The 21,294-nt window shown below is 66.6% G+C and carries 20 protein-coding genes; 6 read left to right on the top strand and 14 right to left on the bottom strand.

Going from position 1 to position 21,294, the window contains the following annotated elements; translation table 11 throughout:
• Nucleotides 1-2: 2 nt before the first annotated feature.
• Entirely contained in the window at nucleotides 3-236 is a 234-nt protein-coding gene (locus tag ACO2RV_RS03235) for a hypothetical protein (protein WP_423289735.1), read from the top strand.
• A gap of 13 nt (nucleotides 237-249) precedes the next feature.
• On the opposite strand, the gene ACO2RV_RS03230 is transcribed toward ACO2RV_RS03235, so the two are convergent.
• The 11 genes from ACO2RV_RS03230 to ACO2RV_RS03180 form a co-directional block, all read right to left on the bottom strand.
• A complete protein-coding gene (locus tag ACO2RV_RS03230) occupies nucleotides 250-1,878 on the bottom strand; it encodes a phytoene desaturase family protein (RefSeq protein WP_423289733.1) in 1,629 nt (542 codons plus the stop codon).
• 188 nt (nucleotides 1,879-2,066) lie between these two features.
• Nucleotides 2,067-3,140: an aromatic ring-hydroxylating oxygenase subunit alpha gene (locus tag ACO2RV_RS03225; RefSeq protein ID WP_423289731.1), complete on the bottom strand. Its 1,074-nt coding sequence runs from the start codon at nucleotides 3,138-3,140 to the stop codon at nucleotides 2,067-2,069.
• Between the two features lie 57 nt (nucleotides 3,141-3,197).
• Nucleotides 3,198-3,959: a class II aldolase/adducin family protein gene (locus ACO2RV_RS03220; RefSeq protein ID WP_423289729.1), complete on the bottom strand. Its 762-nt coding sequence runs from the start codon at nucleotides 3,957-3,959 to the stop codon at nucleotides 3,198-3,200.
• Nucleotides 3,960-3,976: 17 nt separating this feature from the next.
• Entirely contained in the window at nucleotides 3,977-4,834 is an 858-nt protein-coding gene (locus ACO2RV_RS03215; RefSeq protein ID WP_423289727.1) for a sugar phosphate isomerase/epimerase family protein, read from the bottom strand.
• A gap of 2 nt (nucleotides 4,835-4,836) precedes the next feature.
• Nucleotides 4,837-5,835 carry a fatty acid desaturase gene (locus ACO2RV_RS03210; RefSeq protein WP_423289725.1) on the bottom strand — a complete coding sequence of 333 codons (999 nt, stop codon included), beginning with the start codon at nucleotides 5,833-5,835 and terminating at the stop codon, nucleotides 4,837-4,839.
• Between the two features lies 1 nt (nucleotide 5,836).
• A complete protein-coding gene (locus tag ACO2RV_RS03205) occupies nucleotides 5,837-6,649 on the bottom strand; it encodes an ABC transporter permease (RefSeq protein WP_423289723.1) in 813 nt (270 codons plus the stop codon).
• A complete protein-coding gene (locus ACO2RV_RS03200; RefSeq protein WP_423289721.1) occupies nucleotides 6,646-7,485 on the bottom strand; it encodes an ABC transporter permease in 840 nt (279 codons plus the stop codon). Before ACO2RV_RS03200 ends, ACO2RV_RS03205 begins: the two co-directional genes overlap by 4 nt.
• 198 nt (nucleotides 7,486-7,683) lie before the next feature.
• Nucleotides 7,684-8,799 (bottom strand): ABC transporter substrate-binding protein, encoded by a 1,116-nt coding sequence (locus ACO2RV_RS03195; protein ID WP_423289719.1) that lies wholly within the window; start codon nucleotides 8,797-8,799, stop codon nucleotides 7,684-7,686.
• An 18-nt stretch (nucleotides 8,800-8,817) separates the two neighbouring features.
• Nucleotides 8,818-9,900, bottom strand: a complete 1,083-nt coding sequence (locus tag ACO2RV_RS03190; protein ID WP_423289717.1) for an ABC transporter ATP-binding protein — start codon at nucleotides 9,898-9,900, stop codon at nucleotides 8,818-8,820.
• 133 nt (nucleotides 9,901-10,033) lie between these two features.
• Nucleotides 10,034-10,936 carry a LysR substrate-binding domain-containing protein gene (locus ACO2RV_RS03185; RefSeq protein WP_423289715.1) on the bottom strand — a complete coding sequence of 301 codons (903 nt, stop codon included), beginning with the start codon at nucleotides 10,934-10,936 and terminating at the stop codon, nucleotides 10,034-10,036.
• A 100-nt stretch (nucleotides 10,937-11,036) separates the two neighbouring features.
• Nucleotides 11,037-11,717, bottom strand: a complete 681-nt coding sequence (locus ACO2RV_RS03180; RefSeq protein WP_423289713.1) for a FadR/GntR family transcriptional regulator — start codon at nucleotides 11,715-11,717, stop codon at nucleotides 11,037-11,039.
• A gap of 172 nt (nucleotides 11,718-11,889) precedes the next feature.
• On the opposite strand from ACO2RV_RS03180, the gene ACO2RV_RS03175 reads away from it, so the two are divergent.
• From ACO2RV_RS03175 to ACO2RV_RS03155, 5 genes are all read left to right on the top strand, one after another.
• The gene (locus tag ACO2RV_RS03175) at nucleotides 11,890-12,750 is read left to right on the top strand and encodes a fumarylacetoacetate hydrolase family protein (protein ID WP_423289711.1); all 861 of its coding nucleotides are present in this window, start codon (nucleotides 11,890-11,892) and stop codon (nucleotides 12,748-12,750) included.
• A gap of 83 nt (nucleotides 12,751-12,833) precedes the next feature.
• Nucleotides 12,834-14,576: an ABC transporter permease gene (locus ACO2RV_RS03170; RefSeq protein ID WP_423289709.1), complete on the top strand. Its 1,743-nt coding sequence runs from the start codon at nucleotides 12,834-12,836 to the stop codon at nucleotides 14,574-14,576.
• Nucleotides 14,576-15,691: an ABC transporter ATP-binding protein gene (locus ACO2RV_RS03165; RefSeq protein WP_423289707.1), complete on the top strand. Its 1,116-nt coding sequence runs from the start codon at nucleotides 14,576-14,578 to the stop codon at nucleotides 15,689-15,691. Before ACO2RV_RS03170 ends, ACO2RV_RS03165 begins: the two co-directional genes overlap by 1 nt.
• Nucleotides 15,692-15,715: 24 nt before the next feature.
• A complete protein-coding gene (locus ACO2RV_RS03160) occupies nucleotides 15,716-16,639 on the top strand; it encodes an alpha/beta hydrolase (protein ID WP_423289705.1) in 924 nt (307 codons plus the stop codon).
• A gap of 50 nt (nucleotides 16,640-16,689) precedes the next feature.
• Nucleotides 16,690-17,739, top strand: coding sequence for an ABC transporter substrate-binding protein (locus ACO2RV_RS03155; RefSeq protein WP_423289703.1), 1,050 nt, complete (start codon nucleotides 16,690-16,692; stop codon nucleotides 17,737-17,739).
• Between the two features lie 30 nt (nucleotides 17,740-17,769).
• Here ACO2RV_RS03155 and ACO2RV_RS03150 read toward each other — a convergent pair whose 3' ends face one another.
• The 3 genes from ACO2RV_RS03150 to ACO2RV_RS03140 all read right to left on the bottom strand — a co-directional run bounded on the left by ACO2RV_RS03150 (nucleotide 17,770) and on the right by ACO2RV_RS03140 (nucleotide 21,293).
• Nucleotides 17,770-18,735: a carbohydrate kinase family protein gene (locus ACO2RV_RS03150; RefSeq protein ID WP_423289701.1), complete on the bottom strand. Its 966-nt coding sequence runs from the start codon at nucleotides 18,733-18,735 to the stop codon at nucleotides 17,770-17,772.
• A gap of 62 nt (nucleotides 18,736-18,797) precedes the next feature.
• A complete protein-coding gene (locus tag ACO2RV_RS03145) occupies nucleotides 18,798-20,234 on the bottom strand; it encodes a mannitol dehydrogenase family protein (protein WP_423289699.1) in 1,437 nt (478 codons plus the stop codon).
• Between the two features lie 60 nt (nucleotides 20,235-20,294).
• Nucleotides 20,295-21,293, bottom strand: a complete 999-nt coding sequence (locus tag ACO2RV_RS03140; RefSeq protein ID WP_423289697.1) for an ABC transporter ATP-binding protein — start codon at nucleotides 21,291-21,293, stop codon at nucleotides 20,295-20,297.
• Between the last annotated feature and the right edge of the window lies 1 nt (nucleotide 21,294).

Raw genomic sequence — 21,294 nt, 5'->3', positions numbered from 1 at the left:
CCATGTGCGAGGACTGCTTCGGCGACGAGGACATAGCGGGCGGCGGGCATGCCCCCGAACAGCTCGCCCTCGCCGCGCGGCATATCGAACGCGACATGGCGGGCGAGCCGGTGCCGGCCGAGGCGTGGGACATCTATTTCGGCCGGGCCACCGGTCCGGTCGACTGGCGCTCGATCGAGCGCATGGCCCGCTGCATCGAGGCGGCGCAGGTGTTGCTGGCGGCGAGCGGGCGTTGAGCGAAGTCCCCGCTCAGTTCCGCTTCGCCTTTATGTCCTTCAGCACCTCGCGGGCGGCGTTGAAGCCGGGAATGCCGGAGACGCCACCGCCGGGGTGCATGGAAGAGCCGCAGATATAAAGCCCCTTCAGCGGCGTGCGGTAATCGGCATAGCCGGAGACCGGGCGCTGGAAGAACAGCTGGTCGGTCGAGAGTTCGCCGTGGAAGATGTGGCCCTGCGGCAGGTTGACGATGTTCTCGATGTCGGGTGCCACCAGCAACTGCGCCTCGATGACGTCATTGCTGAAGCCGGGCGCATATTCCTCGATGGTGTCGAACACCGTCTTGCGGAAGTTCTCCTTCTCATTGGCCCAGTCGCCGCCCTTCAGCGTGTAGGGCGCGTGGCCGCCGAACAGGTTCACCACGTGCTTGCCCTCCGGCGCCAGCGTCGTGTCGACCATGGTCGGCACGACCGGCGTGATGAAGGGGCGCGACGAGTACCAGCCATGCTTGGCGTCATCATAGGCGCGCTCGAGATAGTCGATGTCGGGCGCGATGTGCATGTAGGTGGGGTAGTCGAAATTGCCGAGCGTGCCGTCGTGGCGCAGCTTGTCGAGCATACGGTATTGCGGCGGACGTTCGCAGGCGATGTTCATCTTGAAGGCGGTGGAGAAGGTGCGGTAGCCCCTGATCTCCCGCACCACCTCCTCGGGAAGGTGCTTCTCGCCGACGAGGTCGAGATAGAGGATCTTGGCGCTGGCATTGGAGATGATGGTCTTCGCCGCATAGGTCTCGCCCGTCGTGGTCAGCACAGCGGTAGCCCGCCCGCCCTGCACGCGCACCTCCTTGATCGGCGCGCCGGTGACGATGTCGACGCCCTTCTCCCGTGCCGAGGAGGCCAGCGCCTGGGTGATCGAGCCCATGCCGCCCTTGATGAAGCCCCAGCCGCCGGCGCCCTCATGCTCGCCCATGATGTGGTGCATGATGACATAGGCGGAACCTGGTGACTTCGGCCCGGCGAAGGTGCCGATCGACGCGTAATAGGCCAGCACCGCCATCACGCGATCATCATCGAACCATTCGCGCAGGAAGTCGTAGGCGCTCATCGTCAGCATATCGACGATGCGGTACATCTTGCGGCCGATCTTGCGGTGGCGCCACAAGAGCGAGGCGCCATCCTTGAAGGTGCGCCAGTCGCGCTTGGTGGGATCGACCGGGGTTTCCCACAGAAGCTTGCGCACGATGTTCGCCGCCTCGTTCAGATAGCGGTCGAACTCGGGGTAGATTTCCGCGTCGTGTTTGGAGAATTTCGCGAAGCTCGCCTGCGACTTGGCGATGTTGTCGGAGAACAGGATGTAGTCCTCGCCGCCGAGCGGGGACACCATGTCCGAGCAGGGCAACACTTCCAGCCCGTGCTTCTTCAGCTCCAGTTCGCGGATGATGCGCGGGTGCAGCAGGCTCATGAGATAGGAGAAGATCGAGGCGCGGAAACCCGGCGCGATCTCCTCCGTCACCGCCGCGCCGCCGACCACGTCGCGCCGCTCCAGCACAAGCACCTTCTGCCCGGCCTTCGCCAGATAGTTGGCGCAAACCAGCCCATTATGTCCGGCGCCGATGATGATGGCGTCGTAGCTCTTGCCCACGGTGGCGTCGGCGGCACTCATTGGTTGTTTCCTCAGAGTTTGACTTGTGATTGCAGGTGCCCGCGGCGGCGGCAACTCACTCCCTCTCCCCGATGGGGAGAGGGTTGGGGTGAGGGGTCTTCAACGCTCCGCAAGCGCTAGAGCCCCTCACCGACCCGCTTCGCGGGCCACCTCTCCCCAACGGGGAGAGGGAATAAGATCGCCGCGGCCTATTCCGCCGCCACGCCGCGCAGGGGTTGCCGGGGATCGAGCGCGCCGCGCGCCATGTCCTGGAACGCCTTGACCGCGTACTCGTATTTCGGCGAGAGCGGCCCGCGTGTGTAGACGCCCGCTTCCAGATTGCGCTGCACGCCGGTGATGATGTCGAGATCCTCGGTGACGATCTGCGCCGACCATTCCGCCGATTTGCGGTTCTCCTCGGCCTTCTCCGGCGACACGTCGGTGAAGAAGTACCAGTTGATGTGGCGGATGCGGCCCGGCCCCAGCGGCTCGATGGTGGCGATGGATGAGCCCCAGTCGTAGAGGTTCAGCATCAGGAAGGGGAAGCGGTAGAAATACAGCCCGCGCGTAAAGCCGCCCTCACGCTTTGGCGCGTGCAGGTGGAAGAACTTCTCCTTGGCGTAGGTGTCGATGCGGTAGCTGTCGATGTCGAGCGACTCGCACAGCCCCGGATGCATCGTCCGGCAGTGGTAGCATTCGAGATAGTTCTCGCCGTAGGTCTTCCAGTCGACGGCGCAGTCACGGTCCTTCGACATGAAGTAATGCTGCTTGTCGAGCGGATAGTCCGCCGCCATGTCGTGGATCGGCCCCAGCCACTCGATCAGGCTCTCGCCGCCGCGCTCCAGCCGCAGGAAGATGAGGCCGCGCCATTCCTCCGCGTCGATGGCGTAGAGCCCCCACTCCTTGGCATCGAAGGTGATGCCCTCGCCGAAATCCACCGCCTTGTTGAGCTGTCCCGAGCGGGTGTAGCTCCAGCTGTGATAGGGGCAGACGACCAGCTTGCCGCAATGGCCCTCGCCCTCCGTCAGCAGCTGCGCGCCGCGGTGCCGGCAGACATTGTGGAAGGCCCGTACCACGCCGTCATCGTCGCGCATGGCGAAAACCGGGTAGCCGGCGATGGTGCCGGAGACATAGTCGCCCGGCTTCTTCAGCCGCTCCGACCAGGTGAACAGCATCCAGTTGCGGGCGAAGATCTCCTTGCGCTCGCGCTCGTACAGGGCAGGGTCGCAATAGTCGCGGGCCGGCAGGGTCCAATCGAATTGGCCCTTCATCGTGGCGGTCATGGCAGCGCTCCCGAAGCTTTATTGGCCCGGCCGGCGTGCGGCGCGGCCGGTGCGGTTTCAGTTACGATAGGAAGGATCGATCTCGTCGAGCATGCGCAGATGGGCGGCCCATTCGAGCAGCAGGTCGCCGTCGTCGAAATTCATCTGGTCGTATTGCGCGCCGACCTTCTCGCAGACCTCGCGCGGCGGCAGCACGATCTCACGGCCCATGGACAGGGTCGCGACCTGCACCTCGCAGGCGCGCTCCAGATAGAACATCAGGTTGAACGCCTCGGCGACGGTGCGCCCGACCGTGAGCAGCCCATGATTGCGCAGGAGCAGGCCGCATTTGGTGCCGAGGTCCGCGATGATGCGCTCGCGCTCGTCGAGGTCGAGCGCGATGCCCTCATAGTCGTGCAGGCCGAGCCGGCCGTAGAATTGCAGCGCGATCTGGTTGAGCGGCAGCAGCCCTTCCCGTAGCGAGGCCACCGCCATGCCGGCGCGGGTGTGTGTGTGGATGACGCAGGCCGCGTCGTGGCGCGACATATGCACGGCGGAATGGATGGTGAAGCCGGCCGGGTTCACCCGATACGGACTGTCGCCGACCTTGTTGCCGTCGACGTCGATCTTCACCAGCGAGGAGGCGGTGATCTCCTCCCAGCGATGACCATAGGGGTTGATGAGGAAGCGGCCCGGCTCGCCCGGCACCCGCACCGTGCAATGGGTGTAGATGAGGTCGGTCATGCGGAAATGCGCGAGCAGGCGGTAGCAGGCGGCGAGCTCGACGCGCTGCTGCCACTCGGCAGGGCTCATCTCGGGGCGCAGGCTGGTGACGGTCATGGGCGTTTCCTCATTCCTCAGGCGGGTTCCGCGACGCGGAGCGCGGCGGCTTGCTGCCAGTCCTCGATGGCCCAGCGCCGCAGCAGCAGCGCCTCTTCCCAGCGGTCGGACAATTCCTCGCCATTCACATCGGTGATGGCGTAGTCGCGCGGGCCGAGCTCGCACAGGAACAGGCAGTCGGCATCAGCGGGGTTGCGCTCCTGCCACGACGCGAAGCCGCGCCGCCACCAGTCGCGGAACACCTCGATCCACGGCCGGTGCTGGGGGAAATGCAGCGGCAGCTGCACCTGGCAGCGATTGGCAACCCGGCCCTGGAAGCTGTCCGAGCGCTCCAGGAGGCGGCCGACCTGCGCCTGATAGTCGGGCGTGATCGGCAGCATCATCTCGCGGTCGACCACGTAATGCGAGAGGTCGGCCGCGAGCCGCATCTCGGGAATCGCGTCGAGCAGCAGCAGCGTGGAGAACATGTCGTTGGTGATGCAGTTGCGATGCGTCTCGAACTGCAGCGGCACGCCTTCCTCGCGGCCGATCCGCATCCACGCCTCGATCACCGGCACCATTTCCCGCACCGACAGCGGCATCACCTGGCCGATGACGATGACGAAGGGCGAGCCGATGTCCTTGGCGAGATGCAATGCCGGCCGCAATTCCTCGATCGAGCGCGGAAAGGCGGTGAGCAGCCCGCCGAGCCCGGTGCGGGCGAATTCCGGCACCGTTTTCCGCGCGGCCTCGATGTCCATGGCGCCGAGATCGATCGCCATGCCGTCGAAGCCGGCTGCCTTCACCTTGTCGAAACGCTCCGCCACCGACCGTTCCGGCGTGCCGGGGCGGCGCAGTTCGGTGGCCCAGAGCGACTGGTAGACCTTCAGTGGCATGATCAGGCCTGCTTCACGGTGCGCGGGCCGACCGGCTCGAGGTCGGTGTCGTCCATGATCCAGATCTTGTCGTCGGGATAGTCCGCCTCGGTCCGGCCGTTCCAGAACGCCTTGATCACCGCCAGCTGGAAGCCGAGATAGGTCATGGAATGCGGCTTGCGGCCCTTCTCCACGAAGATGGTGCGGTGCAGGTCCGGCAGGCGGTGGAACGGCACGCCGGGGAAGGCGTGATGTGCGGTGTGGAACTGCATGTTCCAGCACATCCAGCGCATCAGCGCGTTGGTGCGGGTGGTGCGGGTGTTCTCGGTGATCTGGTCGACATGCGGCAGGCCGAGATGCTCGATGGTGTTCTGCAGCTGGTGCACCGGCTTCATCACCAGCATCGGCAGCAGCCACAGCTTCACCGCGATCCAGCTGCCCGTCGCCAGCGACAGCGCGGCGATGAGCGCGTAGCCGGCGAGGTGCCAGCGCGCCTCGGCGATGACCTTGGGGTGCTGGTCGGCGGGAATGTAGTGCTCGGAGACGATGCCGAGGGAGAAGCGGATGACGCGGCGGATGCGGGTGTACCAATAGGTCGGGCCAAGCACCCAGAGCAGGTAGGACAGCAAGGAATAGCGCTCGCGGCCGAGCTCGCCGTCGCCTTCCCAGTCCTGCGTGTAGCGATGATGGGCGAAATGCTGGATCTGGTCGAAATCGCGGGGATAGATCAGCACGAAGCCGAACAGCCGGCCGAAAATCTCGTTGAGCTTCTTGGTCTTGAACACCGTCGAGTGGCTCATCTCGTGCTGGCCGGCATAGAGGAAGTTGATCAGCATGCCGTGCGCGATGAAGAACGGCACCGCCCACCATGTGCCCCAGGCGAACCAGAGCCCGGCCCCGGTGATCGCCAGCGCGCCGAAATGGCTGCCGAGCTGGATGAAGCCCGACACGTCCGATTTGACGCTGAGCTCCTTGAGCTTGCCGGGACTGATCATGTCCTTGCGGCCGAAAACCTCGTCCATCTCACTCCTCCTCGAATTCGGGCCGCCGCTGGAAGGCCATGCGGGTGAGCAGGACCAGCGTGGTGATGACGATCAGCACCACCGAAATGGCGGCGATCGCCGGGTCGATATTGTCGCGCAGCCCCATCCACATCAGCCGCGGTAGGGTGATCGCGTCGACGCTGGTGATGAACAGCGTGACGCCGATCTCCTCCCAGGACAGGATGAAGACCAGCAGCGCGGCGGTAGCCACGCCGAAGCCGATATTGGGCAGGATGACGCGGAAGATGCGCTGGCTGACGCTGGCGCCAAGCCCGCGCGCGGCGAGATCGATGCGCCGGTCCACCTGCGCCAGCGCGACCAGCACCATCACCACCGCGAAGGGCACGGTCATCACGATATGCGCCATGGTCACGCCGGTGACGCTGTCGAAGCCGATGGCCTGCGAAACCTGCGACATGCCGGTCAGCAGGAAATACAGCGTCATCGCGGAGACCACCGGCGGCACGATCATCGGCAGCAGCACGAAGCCGACCAGCACTTGCGAGAAGCGTGGTTGCAGCATCCAGATGCCGAGCGCGAAGCTGGTGGCCAGCGTGGTCGAGATCAGGCTGGTGAGGAGGCCGATCCTGGCGCTCAGCAGGATGGCGTTCAGCCAGTCGGGATTGTCGATCAGCTGCCGGTAATGGTTGAGCGACAGGCTGCCCTGCGGCAAGGCGAGCATCCGGCTGGAGGTGAAGGAGACCGGCACCACCGCCAGCAGCGGCAGCAGCAGGAAGGCCCCGACCAGCAGAGCGAGGGCGACGGCGAGCGGGCCGGGACGCTGGATCTTCACTTCCCGCCCCCCGTCAGCGCGAGGCCGGCAAAGCGCGACAGCAGCGCCATCAGCCCCGCGACGATGAGGACGAGCGCCACGCTGATCGCCGCGCCCAGCCCCCAGTCCGGGCTCTGGAACATGCGCAGATAAACCAGCTCGGCGACCATGATGGAGCGCCCGCCGCCGAGGATCGCCGGGGTGACGAAGAAGCCGAGGCTGAACACGAAGACGATCAGCGTCGCGCCGATGACGCCGGGCAGCGTCAGCGGCAGGAACACCGACCAGAAGATGCGCAGCCTTGAGGCGCCCATGCCGCGCGCGGCCAGCAGCACGCGCTCGTCCACCGAGCGCATGGCGGAGGCGAGCGGCAGCACCGCGAAGGGGATCAGCACATGCACCATGCCGGCGATCACGCTCGGCTCGTTGCGCACCAGCGCCAGCGGGCTGTCGATGAGGCCGAGTGCCTGCAGCCAGGTATTGAACAGGCCGCGATTGGACAACAGCGCCAGCCAGCCGAACGCGCGGGTCAGCAGCGAGATCCAGAACGGCACGAAGATGCAGATCTCGATGATGCGCCGTTGCAGCCGCGAGCCGCGCACCCAGACATAGGTGATGGCATAGGCACAGGCTACCGCGATCACCGTGACGATCAGGCAGATGCGGAAGGTGCGCGTGAACACGGAGAGCACCAGCGGATCGCCGGCCAGGCGCTGGTACTGGCCGACGCCGAGTTCCGGCAGCGTCACGCTCCACAGCGCGACGCCAAGGAACGGCAGGGCATAGGCGCACGCCAGGAACAGCACCAGAGGTGCCGTCAGGGCGAGAGCGGGCCAGATTGCCGTTCGGTTGCGCATGGTCGTACCGGTTCGAGTTCGGATCGAGTGGTCGCTACTTTCCCTCTCCCCGTCGGGGAGAGGTGGCCCGCGAAGCGGGTCGGTGAGGGGGTTCTGCGCTTGCGAAGCGTCTAAGACCCCTCACCCCAGCCCTCTCCCCGACGGGGAGAGGGAGAAGAGGCGGTGCGCCGCAGCGCGAAGCGGAACGCACAGGCCCGGCTACGCCGAGATCACCTTGGTGAACTCGTCGAGCGCGGCGCCGTAATTGTCGGCGTACCAGGGCATGTCGAGCGCGACCTGGGTCTTCATGTTGGCGGGATCGACCGGGTTGTAGCGGCGCTGGTCGGCCGGGATCAGTGCGTCCGTGGCCGGGTTGGCCGGGCCCTGCCCCAGCATCTCGAACATCACCAGCTGGCGCTCGGGCACGGAGGTCGAGGCGATGAACTTCATCGCGTTCTCCTTGCCGCCGGGGTTGTTCTTGATCACCGCCAGCGCGCCGGGCGAGAGGATGCCCTGGTCCCAGGTGAACTTCACCTGTCCGCCGGAATCCTTCTCGATCAGCGAGGCGCGGGTCGACCAGATCAGCCCCATCGCCGCGTCGCCGCCGAGCATGAGCTGCTGGCTCTCCGCCCCGCCGCCCCAATAGGCGACCACGTCGGGCTTCAGCGCGGCGATCTTGGCATGGGCGCGCTTGAGGTCGAGCGGGTAGAGCTTGTCCGGCGCCACGCCGTCCGCCAGCAGCGCCGCTTCCCACATGCCCGCACCCCATTTGTACATGGTGCGCTTGCCCGGATACTTCTTCACATCGAAGAAGTCGGCCATGGATTTCGGCGGGTTGGCGCCGAACTTCGCGGCGTCATAGGCGATGACATAGGAGAAGAAATAGGTCGATGCGGCGTATTCCCAGTCGAAGCCCGGCCGCATCTTCGACTTGTCGACCACCTTGTAGTCGATGGGCTCGATCATGCCCTGCTTGCCGAGCGAGATCGCCGAGAACGGGTCGGCATCCACCAGATCCCAGGTCGGCTTGCCGCTCTTGAACTGCGCGGCGATGGCGCCTTCGGTCGGGCCGGTGCCGTCCTCCTTGACGACAATGCCGGTCTCCTTCTCGAAGGGCTGGCCATAGGCCTTGTCATAGGCCTTGAGCGCGTCGCCGCCCCAATTGACGAGGACGAGCTGCCTCACCTGCGCGAGCGCTTCGGGCGAGCGCAGCAGCATGGGCGCGCCGCCGAAGATCAGCGCGGCAAGCTGGGTGAAGCGGCGGCGGCTGATGTCTCCCCGCGCGGCCTTCGCCGCCAGGATGTCGAGGCAGTCTTTCTGGAATGCGTCGTTCACGGCGTGCTCCTGCTGTTTTCAGCTTTGCTCTGGAAGAAGGAAGCCATTGTCGAAGGACCAGGTGACCCAGAAGTCCGGCCCGCGATTAAGGACGCGGTTGGCGGCTTCGCTCGGCAGGGTCACGGTGAGCTGCGTGCCCTCGCGCGTGGCGAGTGCCAGACGCATGGCGGAGCCGAGATAGGTGGTGCCGGCGAGGCGGGCGGGAACGCCATTGCCCTCCGCCGGCGGCTCGGAGCTCACCGTCATGTGCTCGGGCCGCACCGCCAGCACCGCGCGACCATTGACCTGATCGTGCCGCGGCGCCCGCAGCCGGGCGCCCTCGAAGGTGCCGCTGGTGCCCAGCGAGCAGTGGCCCACCTCATTGACCGGCAACAGGTTGATCTCGCCGAGGAACTCGGCGACGAAACGGCTTTCCGGCCGCTCATAGACATCGCGCGGCGCACCGACCTGAAGCAGATGCCCGTGATTGAAGATGGCGATGCGCGAGGACAGCGACAGCGCCTCGCTCTGGTCATGGGTGACGAAGACGAAGGTGGTGCCGAACTCGCCATGCAGGCGCGCCACCTCCTCCTGCATGCGCCCGCGCAGATGCTTGTCGAGCGCCGAGAACGGCTCGTCGAGCAGCAGCACCGGCGGCTCGAACACCAGCGCGCGGGCCAGCGCCACGCGCTGCTGCTGGCCGCCGGAAAGCATGGCGGGGCGCTTGTTCTCATGCCCGACAAGACCGACGCGGGCGATGATCGCATCGACCCGCCGGGCGACCTCCTCGCGCGGCACGCCGCGCACTTGCAGGGGAAAGGCGATGTTCTGGGCGACGCTCCTGTGCGGGAACAGCGCGTAGCCCTGAAAGACCATGCCGAAGGAGCGATCCTCGGCGCGGCGATGGGTGAGGTCGACCCCGTCGGCGAGCAGCCGGCCCGTCGTCGCCGTCTGGAAGCCGGCGATCACCATCAGGAAAGTGGTCTTGCCCGAGCCGGAGGGTCCCAGCAGCGTCAGGAACTCGCCGGGTGCAATATCGAGCGTGATGTCCTTCAGCGCCGTGAAGTGGCCGAAGGACTTGCCGATCCCGATCGCCTGCAACCCGACTGCCCGTGTGGTCACGTTGGATGCGCGCTCCCTGTATTAGTAGAAATCCTAATCTCGCGTTCTGCTCACCTCAAATGAAGAATCATGCAGTTTCGTGTGAGGAAAATTCACCCCACTGCCTCGCCTCTGGGCAGCCTTCGGGCAGCGCCTAGGGATGCATCACTGTCGCGGTCTGCACGAGCCGCGACTTCATCCAGTTGGCGAAAGCCTGTATCGCCGGGTTGCCGGGCCGGTCGCGCGGCGTGACGAAATAATACGCCCGCGTGGCGCGGATCGCGAGATCGAAGGGACGCACCAGCCGGCCGGTCTCGATGGCGTGATGGCAGGCGAAATTGTCGCCAATGGCGATGCCCTGCCCGGCCAGCGCCGCGGCGAGCACGAGGTTCATGTCGGAAAAGATGACGCCGCGGTCGGTGCGCGGCGCCACCACGCCGGCCGCCGCCAGCCAGGTGAGCCAGTCGCCGAGGCCGTCGAGATGCAGCAGTACCGAGCGGAACACATCGACCGGCTCGTTCAGGCCGCCGACCTGGTTGAGCAGCACCGGACTGCACACCGGCATGAAATCCACCAGGCTCAGCAGTTCCACGCTGTGGCGCGGCCAGTCGCCATCGCCATAGGCGATGAAGGCGTCGACGCCGGACGCCTCGACATCCTCCAGCCGCGGCGGCGTGACGATGCGCAGCGTCACGTCGGGATAGAGCTGCTTGAACTCGGCGACATGGGTGCACAGCCAGAACGAGGCGAAACCGGGCGTCGAGCTCACGGTGATCGCACCCTGCAACAGGCCGCGGTCGCCATACTGCACCGCCGCGTCGGCGAGCAAAGCGAGCGCGGTGCGCACATCGGCGGCGTAACGCCGGCCCTGCGGTGTCAGCGTCACGCCCTTGCCGGCGCGCTGGAGCAGCGCGAAGCCGAGATCCTGTTCGAGGAAGCGCAGCTGATGGCTGACGGCGCTGCGGGTGATGTTCAGCTCGGTCGCGGCCTGCCAGACGGTGCCGTAGCGGGCGAAGGCTTCGAGCGCACGCAGGGCTTGGGTCGACGGCAGCCGCATGGGGGACAGGTCTCGCTGGACTTTCGAGGAGGCGGCATCGGAGCCCCGAAGCCGGGCGCCGTCAAGCAAGTGCCCCTCTCGCGAGAAGCTTGGCGATGCCTTACTCGCCGAGCAGATTGCGCCGCACACGCAGGAGATGGGCCGTAAGTGCCGCCTCTGCCGCCCGGCCGTCGCGGGCGCGCAGCGCGGCGACGATCTCCCGGTGCTCCTGCCGATAGGCGTCGCGGCGCTCGGCAGTGATGGTGAGACGCTTCAGCTGGCCCCATTCCGCCAGCTCCCGCGCCGCGGTGATGGTGGCGTAGATGGCGACGATGAGCGGGTTATGCGTCGCCTCGGCAATGGCCTCGTGCAGCATCGCGTCCCAGTGCTCGAACTCCTCGAAATCGTCGGCCACCTCGCCTCGGCGCGTATAGTCCTCCATTCGCTCGAAATCGGCCGCCTTGGCGTTCATCACCACCAGCTGGGCGAGACGCGGCTCGAAGATGAGGCGGGCCGCCATGATCTCGGTCGGGCTCGCATCGCTCGGCACGGAAGGCGCCGGTTCGATCACGTCACGCTTGGCGACATAGGTGCCGCTGCCGACGATCCGCACCACCCATCCCTGCGCCTCCAGCACGGAAAGCACATCGCGCACGGCGGAACGCGGCACGCCCAGCTCCTCGGCGATGGCGCGCTCGGTCGGCAGCTTGGCACCCGCGGGATAGGCGCCGGAATTGATCGCCCCACTCAGGAAATCCTGAACCAATGCCGTCGGCTTGCGGTCAACCAGAACCCGATCCATGCGCCCACTCATCTTGCACTAAGTATTTGGTATACCAATTTTCACGATCAACCAAAGCATATTCTCTCGTAATTTTGCGGATTTCCACTCGAAATCCTCTTGACCTGGTTGTGAGCTTTTGAACCAATAGGCCCATAAAAGGTCAAATTGGTCAACCAATCAAGGACAAGAAATGAAGTTCGCGACATTCTTCCACGCCGGACGCGAGCAGGTCGGCCTCGTCGACGCCGATGCCGAGCGCATCTACACGGTCGATGCTGCCGACATGGTCGACCTCATCCGCCGCTTCGACGAGATCGCCCCGGCCATCCGCATGAACGGCAACGGCATGGACCTCTCCGACGTCCATCTGCTCGCGCCGATTCCTCACCCCACGCGCAACATCTTCTGCGTCGGCAAGAATTATCGCGACCACGCCAAGGAGTTCGCCAATTCCGGCTACGAGGCCGGCGCGGTGAAAGGCGCGGAGATCGACGACTATCCGGCGGTGTTCACCAAGCCGGGCACCTGCGTCGTCGGCCCGGGCGCCGCGGTCGACACCCACCCCCGCGTTACCAGCGCGGTCGACTACGAGGTCGAGCTTACCATCGTCATCGGCAAGGGCGGGCGCGACATCTCTCGTGCGGACGCGCTGAAGCACATCTTCGGCTACACCATCATCAACGACGTCACCGCCCGCGACCGGCAGAAGAACCACAAGCAGTGGTTCCTCGGCAAAGCGCTCGACACCTTCTGCCCGATGGGCCCGTGGATCACCACCTCGGACGAGGTCGACGCGCAGAACCTTCAGGTGAAGACCTGGGTCAATGGCGAGCTGCGGCAGGACGCCAATACGCGCGACCTGATCTTCGACATTCCCGGCCTGATCGAGACCATCTCCGCCGGCACGACGCTGGTGCCCGGCGACCTGATCGCCACCGGCACGCCGGCCGGCGTCGGCCTCGGCTTCAACCCGCCGAAATTCCTGAAGGCCGGCGACAACGTGACCATGTCGATCTCCGGCCTCGGCACGCTGAGCAACCCGTTCGCCTGACACGACGCCGCGCTCGCAAAGGGCGCGGCGACATCCATGCCGAAGCGCAGAAAACACAACATGCGCCGGCACCGGGAGGAAACATGGCACTAGTTACGATCGCGACCCCGTCGCGCGCGGCCGGCTTGCCGAACTGGCTGCGCTTAGAGAACCTGGTGATCGGCGCCGCCATCGTGGCACTGACCATTCTGGTCATTCTCCCCGTGGCCTCGCTGGTGCTGGCAAGCGTCTGGCAGGACGGGCACTTCACCACCGAATTCTTCGCCGAGGCGCTGTCCGGCCGCTCCTATCTCCGGGCGCTCGGCAACTCGCTCGTGCTCGGCGCCTGGACGGGGCTGCTCAGCGTCGTCATCGGCGTGCCGCTGGCCTGGGCGGTGAGCCGCACCAACGTGCCCGGCAAGGGCCTGATCCAGGTCACGGCGACGCTGTCCTATCTCTCGCCGCCCTTCCTCACCGCCATCGCCTTCGTCAACCTGTTCAGCCCGAATGCCGGGCTGATCAACGTGGTGCTGCGCGAGGTGCTGGGGCTGGATATCGGCTTCAACATCTTCACCATGAGCGGCCTGGTCTTCGTGACCGTGCTGCACACCTTCCCCTTCGTGTACCTGCTGGCATCGAGTGCGCTGCAATCGGTCGACGCCTCCTATGAGGAGGCGGCGCAGATCCTCGGCGCGAGCAAGCTGCGCACGGCGCTGACCATCACCCTGCCGCTGGTGGCGCCGGCGGTGCTGTCGGGCACGCTGCTGGCCTTCGTCAACGCCATCGCGCTGTTCGGCTCGCAGGCCATCATCGGCCTGCCCGGCCGCATCGTCACGCTGCCGACGCGCATCTACTCGCTGTTCGACTATCCCCCGCAGCTCGGCACCGCCTCGGCGCTGTCGCTGCTGTTCATCGCCATCACCGTCGTGGCGCTGTACCTGCAGCGCTCCTTCCTCGCCCGCCGCTCCTATGTGACGCTCGCCGGCAAGGGCGCGCGCCCGCAATTGATGGATCTCGGGCCGTGGCGCTGGGTGCTGTTCGCGGCCTGCGTGCTCACCTTCATCGTCGCCATCGTGCTGCCCTATGGCACGCTGATCGCGGTGTCCTTCTCCAAGTCGTGGGGCCTCAATTTCTGGCAGAACCTCACGCTGGAGAACTACCGCTTCGTGCTCATCGACTATGACGTGACGCGGCGCGCCATCATGAACAGCCTGATGCTGGCGACCATCGCCGCCACGGCCTGCGTGCTGCTCGGCGCCATCATCTCGTGGATCGACATCCGCACAAAGCTGCCGGGGCGGCGCTTCCTCGACTACGCCTCGCTCATCCCGCTCGGCCTGCCGGGCATCGTGATGGCGGTGGCGCTGCTGCAGTTCTGGCTGGCCATGCCGATCGCGCTCTATGGCACCTTCGCCATCCTGCTGCTGGCCTATGTCGGGCGCTACGTCCCGCTCGGCGTGCGCGCGGCGAACTCCTCGCTGCGCCAGATCGACCCTTCGCTGGAGGAAAGCGCGCGCATCCTCGGCGCCTCATGGGGCACCACCATGAAGGAGATCACCCTGCCGCTGATAAAGCCCGGCCTGTTCGCCGGCTGGCTCCTGGTATTCGTGCCGGTGATCCAGGAGCTCTCCGCCTCGATCCTGCTGTTCTCCTCCACGTCCATCACCTTGGCGGTCGCGGTCTACAACCTCTACGAGACCGGCTACACCGAGCCCGTCGCCGCGCTCGCCATCGTCAACATGATCATCATCGCCGTCGCCATCGGCATCGCCCGCCGCTTCGGCGGGAGCCGGCTCGGCCTCAAGACCGGCGATTCAGGCAATTCGCGCACCGGAGTTATGGGCTGATGGCTGGCATCATCATCAAGTGCCTGTCGAAATTCTATGGCGGGAAGGACTCGGGGATGGCCGCGCTGCGCGGCCTGGACCTCGAGATCAAGGACAACCAGTTCGTGACGCTGCTCGGCCCTTCCGGCTGCGGCAAGACCACCACGCTGCGGCTGATCGCCGGCTATGTCACGCCGGACGCCGGCACCATCCGGGTCGACAATACGGTGGTGTCCTCGCCGGAGGGCGTCGCCCCGCCGGACCGGCGCGGCATGGGCATGGTGTTCCAGAACTACGCGGTGTGGCCGCACAAGACGGTGTTCGAGAACGTCGTCTTCGGGCTCAAGCTGCGCAAGGTGCCCGCCGTCGAGGCGCGGCGGAAGGTGCTCGACACGCTGGCGCTGGTCAATCTCGGCGGGCTGGAGAACCGCCTGCCCAACGAACTCTCCGGCGGCCAGCAGCAGCGCGTGGCGCTGGCGCGCAGCCTCGTGGTGGAGCCGGGCATCCTGCTGCTCGACGAGCCGCTGTCCAATCTCGACGCCAAGCTGCGCGAGAAGATGCGCGTCGAGCTGAAGCAGCTCCAGCGCCGCACCGGCATCACCTTCGTCTACGTGACGCACGACCAGGCCGAGGCGCTCGCGCTCTCCGACCAGATCGCGGTGATGCATGGCGGCGAGCTCCAGCAATACGGCACGCCGGACGAGGTCTATCGCCGGCCGGCCAACAAGATCGTCGCCGACTTCATGGGCATCGTGAACTTCCTGCCGGGCGAGGTGCGCGCCGGCGCGGGCGAGGCGCCCGTGGTGATCATCGACGGCATGGAATTCGACGGGTTCGCGCGGCTCGGCGACAGCGTCAAGGCGGGCCAGGCGGTCGACATCGCGGTGCGGCCGGAGAACCTGCGGCTCGCGCGCGCCCGCAGCGAGGAGCACCGGCTCAGTGCCCGCGTCACCGAGCGGACCTATCTCGGCAATCTCTCGGAATACTGGGTCGAACTGCCCACCGGCACCGTGCTGCGGGCGCAGACCCATCCGCTCGAACAATTCGGCGTCGGCGACGAGGTGTTCCTCGCCATCGACGCCGCCGAATGCAGCGTCTTCCCGCATGTGGCCGAGCCGGCCCGCGCGGCCGCCTAGATTCACTGACCCAAGGAGTTGATCATGCAGGGCGCAACCGCGCTGAAGCCGGCCGTGAACGGCCGCGAGCACTGGACCCGCAACGGCGACGCCGAGCTGTTCCTCTGGCAGAAGGCGCCGGAAGGCCAGGCCAAAACCGGCACCGTGCTGTTCGTGCACGGCTCCTCCATGGCCTCGCAGCCGACCTTCGACCTTCAGGTGCCCGGACGGCCGTGGTCGTCGGCGATGGACTATTTCGTCGACAAGGGTTTTGAGACCTGGACCGTCGACATGCGCGGCTATGGCCGCTCCGACAAGCGGCCGGGCACGCAGGCGACCATCGCCGAGGGCGCGGCCGACCTCAAGGCCGCGACCGACTACATCATGCGCGAGAGCGGGGTCGAGGACTTCCTCGTCTACGGCATCTCCTCGGGCGCGCTGCGCGCCGCCACCTTCGCCCAGCTTCACCCCGAACGGGTGCGGCGCCTCGCGCTCGACGCCTTCGTGTGGACCGGCGAGGGCAGCCACACGCTGGAGAACCGGCGCAAGAAGCTGCCGGACTTCCCGGCCGGCGGACGCCGCCCGATCGACAAGGCGTTCGTCTACTCGATCTTCAACCGCGACCACCCCGGCACCGCCGAGGACAAGGTGATCGAAGCCTTTGCCGACGGCATCCTCGCGCTCGACGATTCCATGCCGAACGGCACCTATATCGACATGTGCACCAAGCTGCCGGTGATCGATCCGGCAAAGATCACCCCACCGACCATCGTGATGCGCGGCGAGTATGACGGCATCGCCAGCTTCGACGACCTGATCGAATTCTTCAGGCGCCTGCCCAATTCCGACAAGCAGTTCGCCGTGATGCCGGGCATCTCGCACGCCTCGTTCCAGCAGAAGAACTACATGCTGGTGCTCCACATCCTGCACGCCTTCTTCACCCAGCCGGAGCCGCTCTATCGCGGCTGATCCGACGGGACGCCTGACGCCAGAACAAAACAACACTCCGGGAGGATTCAATGACGACCACGATAGTGAAGGCGACGCGCCGCAGCGTCGTAGCCGGCGTTGCCGCAGGTCTGGGTCTGATGATCGGCGGGTTCACGCTCGCCGGCACCGCCCTCGCCCAGGAAGTCGACCTCGCCAAGGCCAAGAGCGAGGGCAAGGTGGTCTGGTACACCTCGACCCCGATCGAGCAGGCCAACAAGCTCGCGCGGATGTTCGAGGAGCAGACCGGCATCAAGGTGGAGCTGTTCCGCTCCGGCGGCTCGGCCATCCTGCGCCGCTTCAACCAGGAGGCCTCCGCCGGCCGCGTCGCGGCCGACGTGCTGACCACCTCCGACCCCGCCGCCTCCAACGTCATGACCGAACAGGGGCTGTTCGTCGCCTTCAAGCCCAAGGATTTCGACAAGATCCCGGCCGAGGCGAAGGACCCGAACGGCAACTGGATCGGCCAGCGGCTGAACCTCATCACCATCTATATGCGCGGCGACAAGATTCCTGCCGCCGACCGCCCGGCCAAGTGGACCGACCTCACCGATGCCAAATATGACGGCAAGCTGGTGATGACGGACCCGTCCTTCACGTCGCTCCAGCTCTCCGTGGTCGGCACGCTGTCGCAGAAGCTGGGCTGGGACTACTACAAGAAGCTCGCCGACAACGACGTCATGGTGGTGCAGGGGAACCAGCAGGTCTCGGACAACCTCAAGCGCGGCGAGCGGCTGATTGCCGTCGGCGCACTCGATTCCTACGCCGCCGAGGACCGCAAGGACGGCCACGATATCGTCACCGTCTATCCCGCCGACGGCACCTTCGTGATCCCCTCGCCCACCGCCGTGGTGAAGGGCAGCCCGAACCCGAATGCCGCCAAGGCCTTTGCCGAGTTCATGATCAGCCCGGCGGCGCAGAAGGTCTTCCCGGCCGATGGCGGCTATTCCGCCCGCTCGGACATCGACCCGCCAGCCGGCAGCCCGAAGGTCTCGGAGCTGACCATCCTGCCGGTCGACTATGCTGCGCTGGAGAAGAACGCCGCCAAGATCAAGGACCAGTTCAACGACCTGTTCCGCTGATCCTTGCGACCCGAACGAAGGGGCCGGTCCTCAGACCGGCCCTTCCATCTCGTGCCGCCAGGGCGGGTTGGCACCGGCCCGCGTGACCGAGATCGCCGCCGCGCGCGTCGCGAAGGCGAGCGCCTCGGTAAGTTCGCCATTCCCCAGCGCCGCCACCGCGTCCGGCGACAGCGCGTCGCGCTGCGCCAGCGCCGCGAGGAAGGCGGCGTTGAACGTATCGCCCGCGCCGACCGTGTCGACCACCGTCACCTTCGGGGCGGGCACCTCGACATCGAGCCCGGCGCCGATGGCCCGCGCCCCGCTCGCGCCCTGCGTCACCAGCAGGAGGCGCGGCCCCAGCGCCTGCACCGCACGCGCCGCCTCGGCGACATCGCCCTCCCCCATCAGCCAGAACAGGTCCTCGTCCGACAGCTTCACCACATGGGCAAGGCCGATGAGCCGCTGGATGCGGGCGCGATAGGCCGTCTCGTCGCGAATGAAGCCGGGGCGGATATTGGGATCGAGCATGATCAGCCTGCCCTGCCCGTCGCCCGCCACCCGCGTCGCCAGCGCCTCCATGGCCGAGCCGACCGGCTCGCCGACAAGGCTGATGCCGCCGACGAAAAGCGCCTGCACCGACGCCGGGATCTCCGGCAGGTCCGCCGGGGTGAGCATGCGGCCGGCAGTGTTCTCGTCAAGGAAGAGATAGCGCGCCTGCCCCTCGACCAGCGTGACGAAAGCCAGCGTCGAGCGCCGGTCGGAGGGCCGGCAGAGACCCGTGTCGACGCCGGCATCCGCCAGCGCCGTGCGCAGCTGGACGCCGAACATGTCGGTCGACAGCCCGTACCAGAACGCGGTCGGGGCGCCGAGGCGCGCGCTGGCGATGGCGGTGTTGAACACCGCGCCGCCCGGCAGCGGCAGGAAGGCCTGCCCCTCCGGAGTCTGCCGCGGCACCATGTCGATCAGCGCCTCACCGGCACACAGGATCACCGGCGATGTCGAAGCGGGAGCGGGCATGTGTCGTGTCCTTGGCGCGGGGCGGGGCGGCAATAGCGCACCGCCTGAACCCTGTATAGCGATCAGCCGCGCAGATAGTCGGCCAGTACGGTACGTGTCCCCTTGCTCCACAGCGCGTCGAGCGCCTGCGCGAAGGCGGCCGCGACTTGCGGATCCTCACCCAGATCGCCATAGACCTCGGTCATGGCAAGCCAGACGGAAGGCTCGGTCTTCGCCTGCTGCGCGCGCCGCGTCAGCTCGTCCCAATTGGGATCGTTCGGCTCGATCACGGTGCCGCTGTCCGTGGTGCCGGCGCAGTAGCGGCACCACAGCGCGGACAAGAGGATCAACCCCTTCGGCAGCCGCCCGGCGGCGCGGTTGTCGCGGATCGAGGGTACGATGAATTTCGGCTGCCGGTTCGAGCCGTCGAGGCAGAGCCGGCGCACCGTGTCCGCCACTTCGGGATTGGCGAAGCGCTCGCGGATGACGGCGTAATAGTCGTTCAGATCGGTGTCCGGCACCGGCGGCACGATGGGGATGATCTCCTCAGCCTCCACCTTGTCGAGGAAGCCGGAGACCAGCTTTTCCTCCATGTCCTCATGGACCAGCTCGATATCCATCAGCCCGCCGGGATAGGCGATGATGGCATGGCCGCCATTGAGGATGCGGATCTTCATCGCCTCATAGGCGTGCACCTGATCGGTGAAGATGACGCCAACCTTTTCCAGCGCCGGCCGGCCGGCGGGGAAATGGTCCTCCAGCACCCATTGCCGGAACGGCTCGCAGGTGACGGGCACCGGATCATCGAGCCCGAACGCCGCCGCCAAAGCGCGCTCGCGCTCGCCGGTGGCGGGGGTGATGCGGTCGACCATGCCATTGGGGAACGCGACATGGGCGTCGACCCAGTCGGCCAGCTCGGCATCGAACAGCCGGGCGAGCCCGACCACCACCTGGCGGGTGACATGGCCATTGCCGGGGAGGTTGTCGCAGGACATCACGGTGAAGGGCGGAATGCCGGCCGCGCGGCGGAGTTTGAGCGCCGCGAGGATGGCGCCGAAAGCGGTTTCCGGCCGGTCCGGATGGGCGGCATCTGCCACGATCTCCGGCGCGCTCGTGTCGAGTTGGCCGGCCGGATCCATGAAATAGCCGCCCTCCGTCACGGTGAGGCTGACGATGCGGATTTCCGGCCGCGACATGGCGGCGATCAGCGCGCCATTGCCTGACACAACAGGCAGGAAGTCGATCATCGCGCCGATGCGGCGCGCGCTCTTGCCCTGCGGGTCTAGCTCGATGACGGTGGACAGGCAGTCCTGCGCCTTCAGCGCCTCGCGCATGCGGGCGTCGGTCGAGCGTACGCCGGCGCCGATGATCGCCCAGTCATGCCCCTCGCCCCGCGCGAACAGGTCGTCGAGATAGACCGCCTGATGCGCGCGGTGGAAATTGCCCAGCCCGATATGGACGATGCCCGGCCTCAACGAGGCACGGTCATAGGCGGGAAGCGATACGGCGGGCAGGGTCATGTCTCTTGAGCCATTCGGTTGCCGCCGCCCGCGCGAAGATCGGGCGGGCGGCAGGGGAAATCACGCGATCGCCTGTCCGGCGGCGTCGAAGCGGTGCAGCTTGCCGGGCTGCGGCGCGAGGCTGACGGGCGCGCCATAGGCGAGCGCCACCTCGCCGCCCGCGCGCACGGTGAGCGGCCCGATCCCCGCGACCTGCACCTTCAGGAAGGTGTCGGAGCCGAGATGCTCGCAAATGCCGACCGTCCCCTTCCACGGGCCGTCCGCGGCGATGTCGATGTGCTCGGGACGGATGCCGAGCGTATGCGCGCCGTGCTTCGCGGCTTCGGCGCCCTCGAACAGGTTCATCTTCGGCGAGCCGATGAAGCCGGCGACGAAGAGGTTGGCCGGCGACTTGTAGAGCTCCAGCGGACTGCCCACCTGCTCGATCCGCCCGGCGTTGAGCACCACGATCTTGTCGGCCATGGTCATGGCCTCGACCTGATCATGGGTGACGTAGATCATCGTGGTCTTGAGCGACTGGTGCAGCTCGGAAATCTCCTGCCGCATGGAGACGCGCAGCGCGGCGTCGAGGTTCGACAACGGCTCGTCGAACAGGAAGGCCGAGGGCTCGCGCACGATGGCGCGGCCGATGGCGACGCGCTGGCGCTGGCCGCCGGAAAGCTGGCTGGGCTTGCGGTCGAGATAGGGGGTGAGGTTCAGCACCTTCGCCGCCGCCTCGACCTTGCGCTCCTGCTCGGCCGCCGTCGCGCCGGCCATGCGCAGCGGGAAGGCGATGTTCTTGCGCACGCTCATATGCGGGTAGAGCGCATAGCTCTGGAACACCATGGCGAGGCCGCGCCGTGCCGGCGGCAGCTTGGTCGCGTCCTTACCGTCGATGGAGATGATGCCGGACGTGGTGTCCTCCAGCCCGGCGATCAGCCTGAGCAAGGTGGACTTGCCGCAGCCGGACGGGCCGACGAAGACGACGAATTCGCCATCCTCGATGCGCAGGTCGATGCCCTGGATGATGGAGACGCCGCCGAACGACTTGCGCACGTCTGAAAGAACGATCTCGCCCATG

This window comes from Ancylobacter sp. VNQ12 (genome assembly GCF_049445835.1).
Lineage (GTDB): Bacteria > Pseudomonadota > Alphaproteobacteria > Rhizobiales > Xanthobacteraceae > Ancylobacter.
Note: the sequence above shows the minus strand (reverse complement) of the source record. Positions and strands in the feature narration are given on the sequence as shown.

Excerpts from the sequence above, each read along its gene's own strand:
- ACO2RV_RS03150 (WP_423289701.1), bottom strand. The coding sequence starts at position 18,735 with ATGCCCGCTCCCGCTTCGACATCGCCGGTGATCCTGTGTGCCGGTGAG.
- ACO2RV_RS03165 (WP_423289707.1), top strand. The coding sequence starts at position 14,576 with ATGGCTGGCATCATCATCAAGTGCCTGTCGAAATTCTATGGCGGGAAG.
- ACO2RV_RS03145 (WP_423289699.1), bottom strand. The coding sequence starts at position 20,234 with ATGACCCTGCCCGCCGTATCGCTTCCCGCCTATGACCGTGCCTCGTTG.
- ACO2RV_RS03200 (WP_423289721.1), bottom strand. The coding sequence starts at position 7,485 with ATGCGCAACCGAACGGCAATCTGGCCCGCTCTCGCCCTGACGGCACCT.
- ACO2RV_RS03225 (WP_423289731.1), bottom strand. The coding sequence starts at position 3,140 with ATGACCGCCACGATGAAGGGCCAATTCGATTGGACCCTGCCGGCCCGC.
- ACO2RV_RS03210 (WP_423289725.1), bottom strand. The coding sequence starts at position 5,835 with ATGGACGAGGTTTTCGGCCGCAAGGACATGATCAGTCCCGGCAAGCTC.
- ACO2RV_RS03160 (WP_423289705.1), top strand. The coding sequence starts at position 15,716 with ATGCAGGGCGCAACCGCGCTGAAGCCGGCCGTGAACGGCCGCGAGCAC.
- ACO2RV_RS03140 (WP_423289697.1), bottom strand. The coding sequence starts at position 21,293 with ATGGGCGAGATCGTTCTTTCAGACGTGCGCAAGTCGTTCGGCGGCGTC.
- ACO2RV_RS03185 (WP_423289715.1), bottom strand. The coding sequence starts at position 10,936 with ATGCGGCTGCCGTCGACCCAAGCCCTGCGTGCGCTCGAAGCCTTCGCC.
- ACO2RV_RS03155 (WP_423289703.1), top strand. The coding sequence starts at position 16,690 with ATGACGACCACGATAGTGAAGGCGACGCGCCGCAGCGTCGTAGCCGGC.
- ACO2RV_RS03180 (WP_423289713.1), bottom strand. The coding sequence starts at position 11,717 with ATGGATCGGGTTCTGGTTGACCGCAAGCCGACGGCATTGGTTCAGGAT.
- ACO2RV_RS03220 (WP_423289729.1), bottom strand. The coding sequence starts at position 3,959 with ATGACCGTCACCAGCCTGCGCCCCGAGATGAGCCCTGCCGAGTGGCAG.
- ACO2RV_RS03230 (WP_423289733.1), bottom strand. The coding sequence starts at position 1,878 with ATGAGTGCCGCCGACGCCACCGTGGGCAAGAGCTACGACGCCATCATC.
- ACO2RV_RS03170 (WP_423289709.1), top strand. The coding sequence starts at position 12,834 with ATGGCACTAGTTACGATCGCGACCCCGTCGCGCGCGGCCGGCTTGCCG.
- ACO2RV_RS03215 (WP_423289727.1), bottom strand. The coding sequence starts at position 4,834 with ATGCCACTGAAGGTCTACCAGTCGCTCTGGGCCACCGAACTGCGCCGC.
- ACO2RV_RS03175 (WP_423289711.1), top strand. The coding sequence starts at position 11,890 with ATGAAGTTCGCGACATTCTTCCACGCCGGACGCGAGCAGGTCGGCCTC.
- ACO2RV_RS03235 (WP_423289735.1), top strand. The coding sequence starts at position 3 with ATGTGCGAGGACTGCTTCGGCGACGAGGACATAGCGGGCGGCGGGCAT.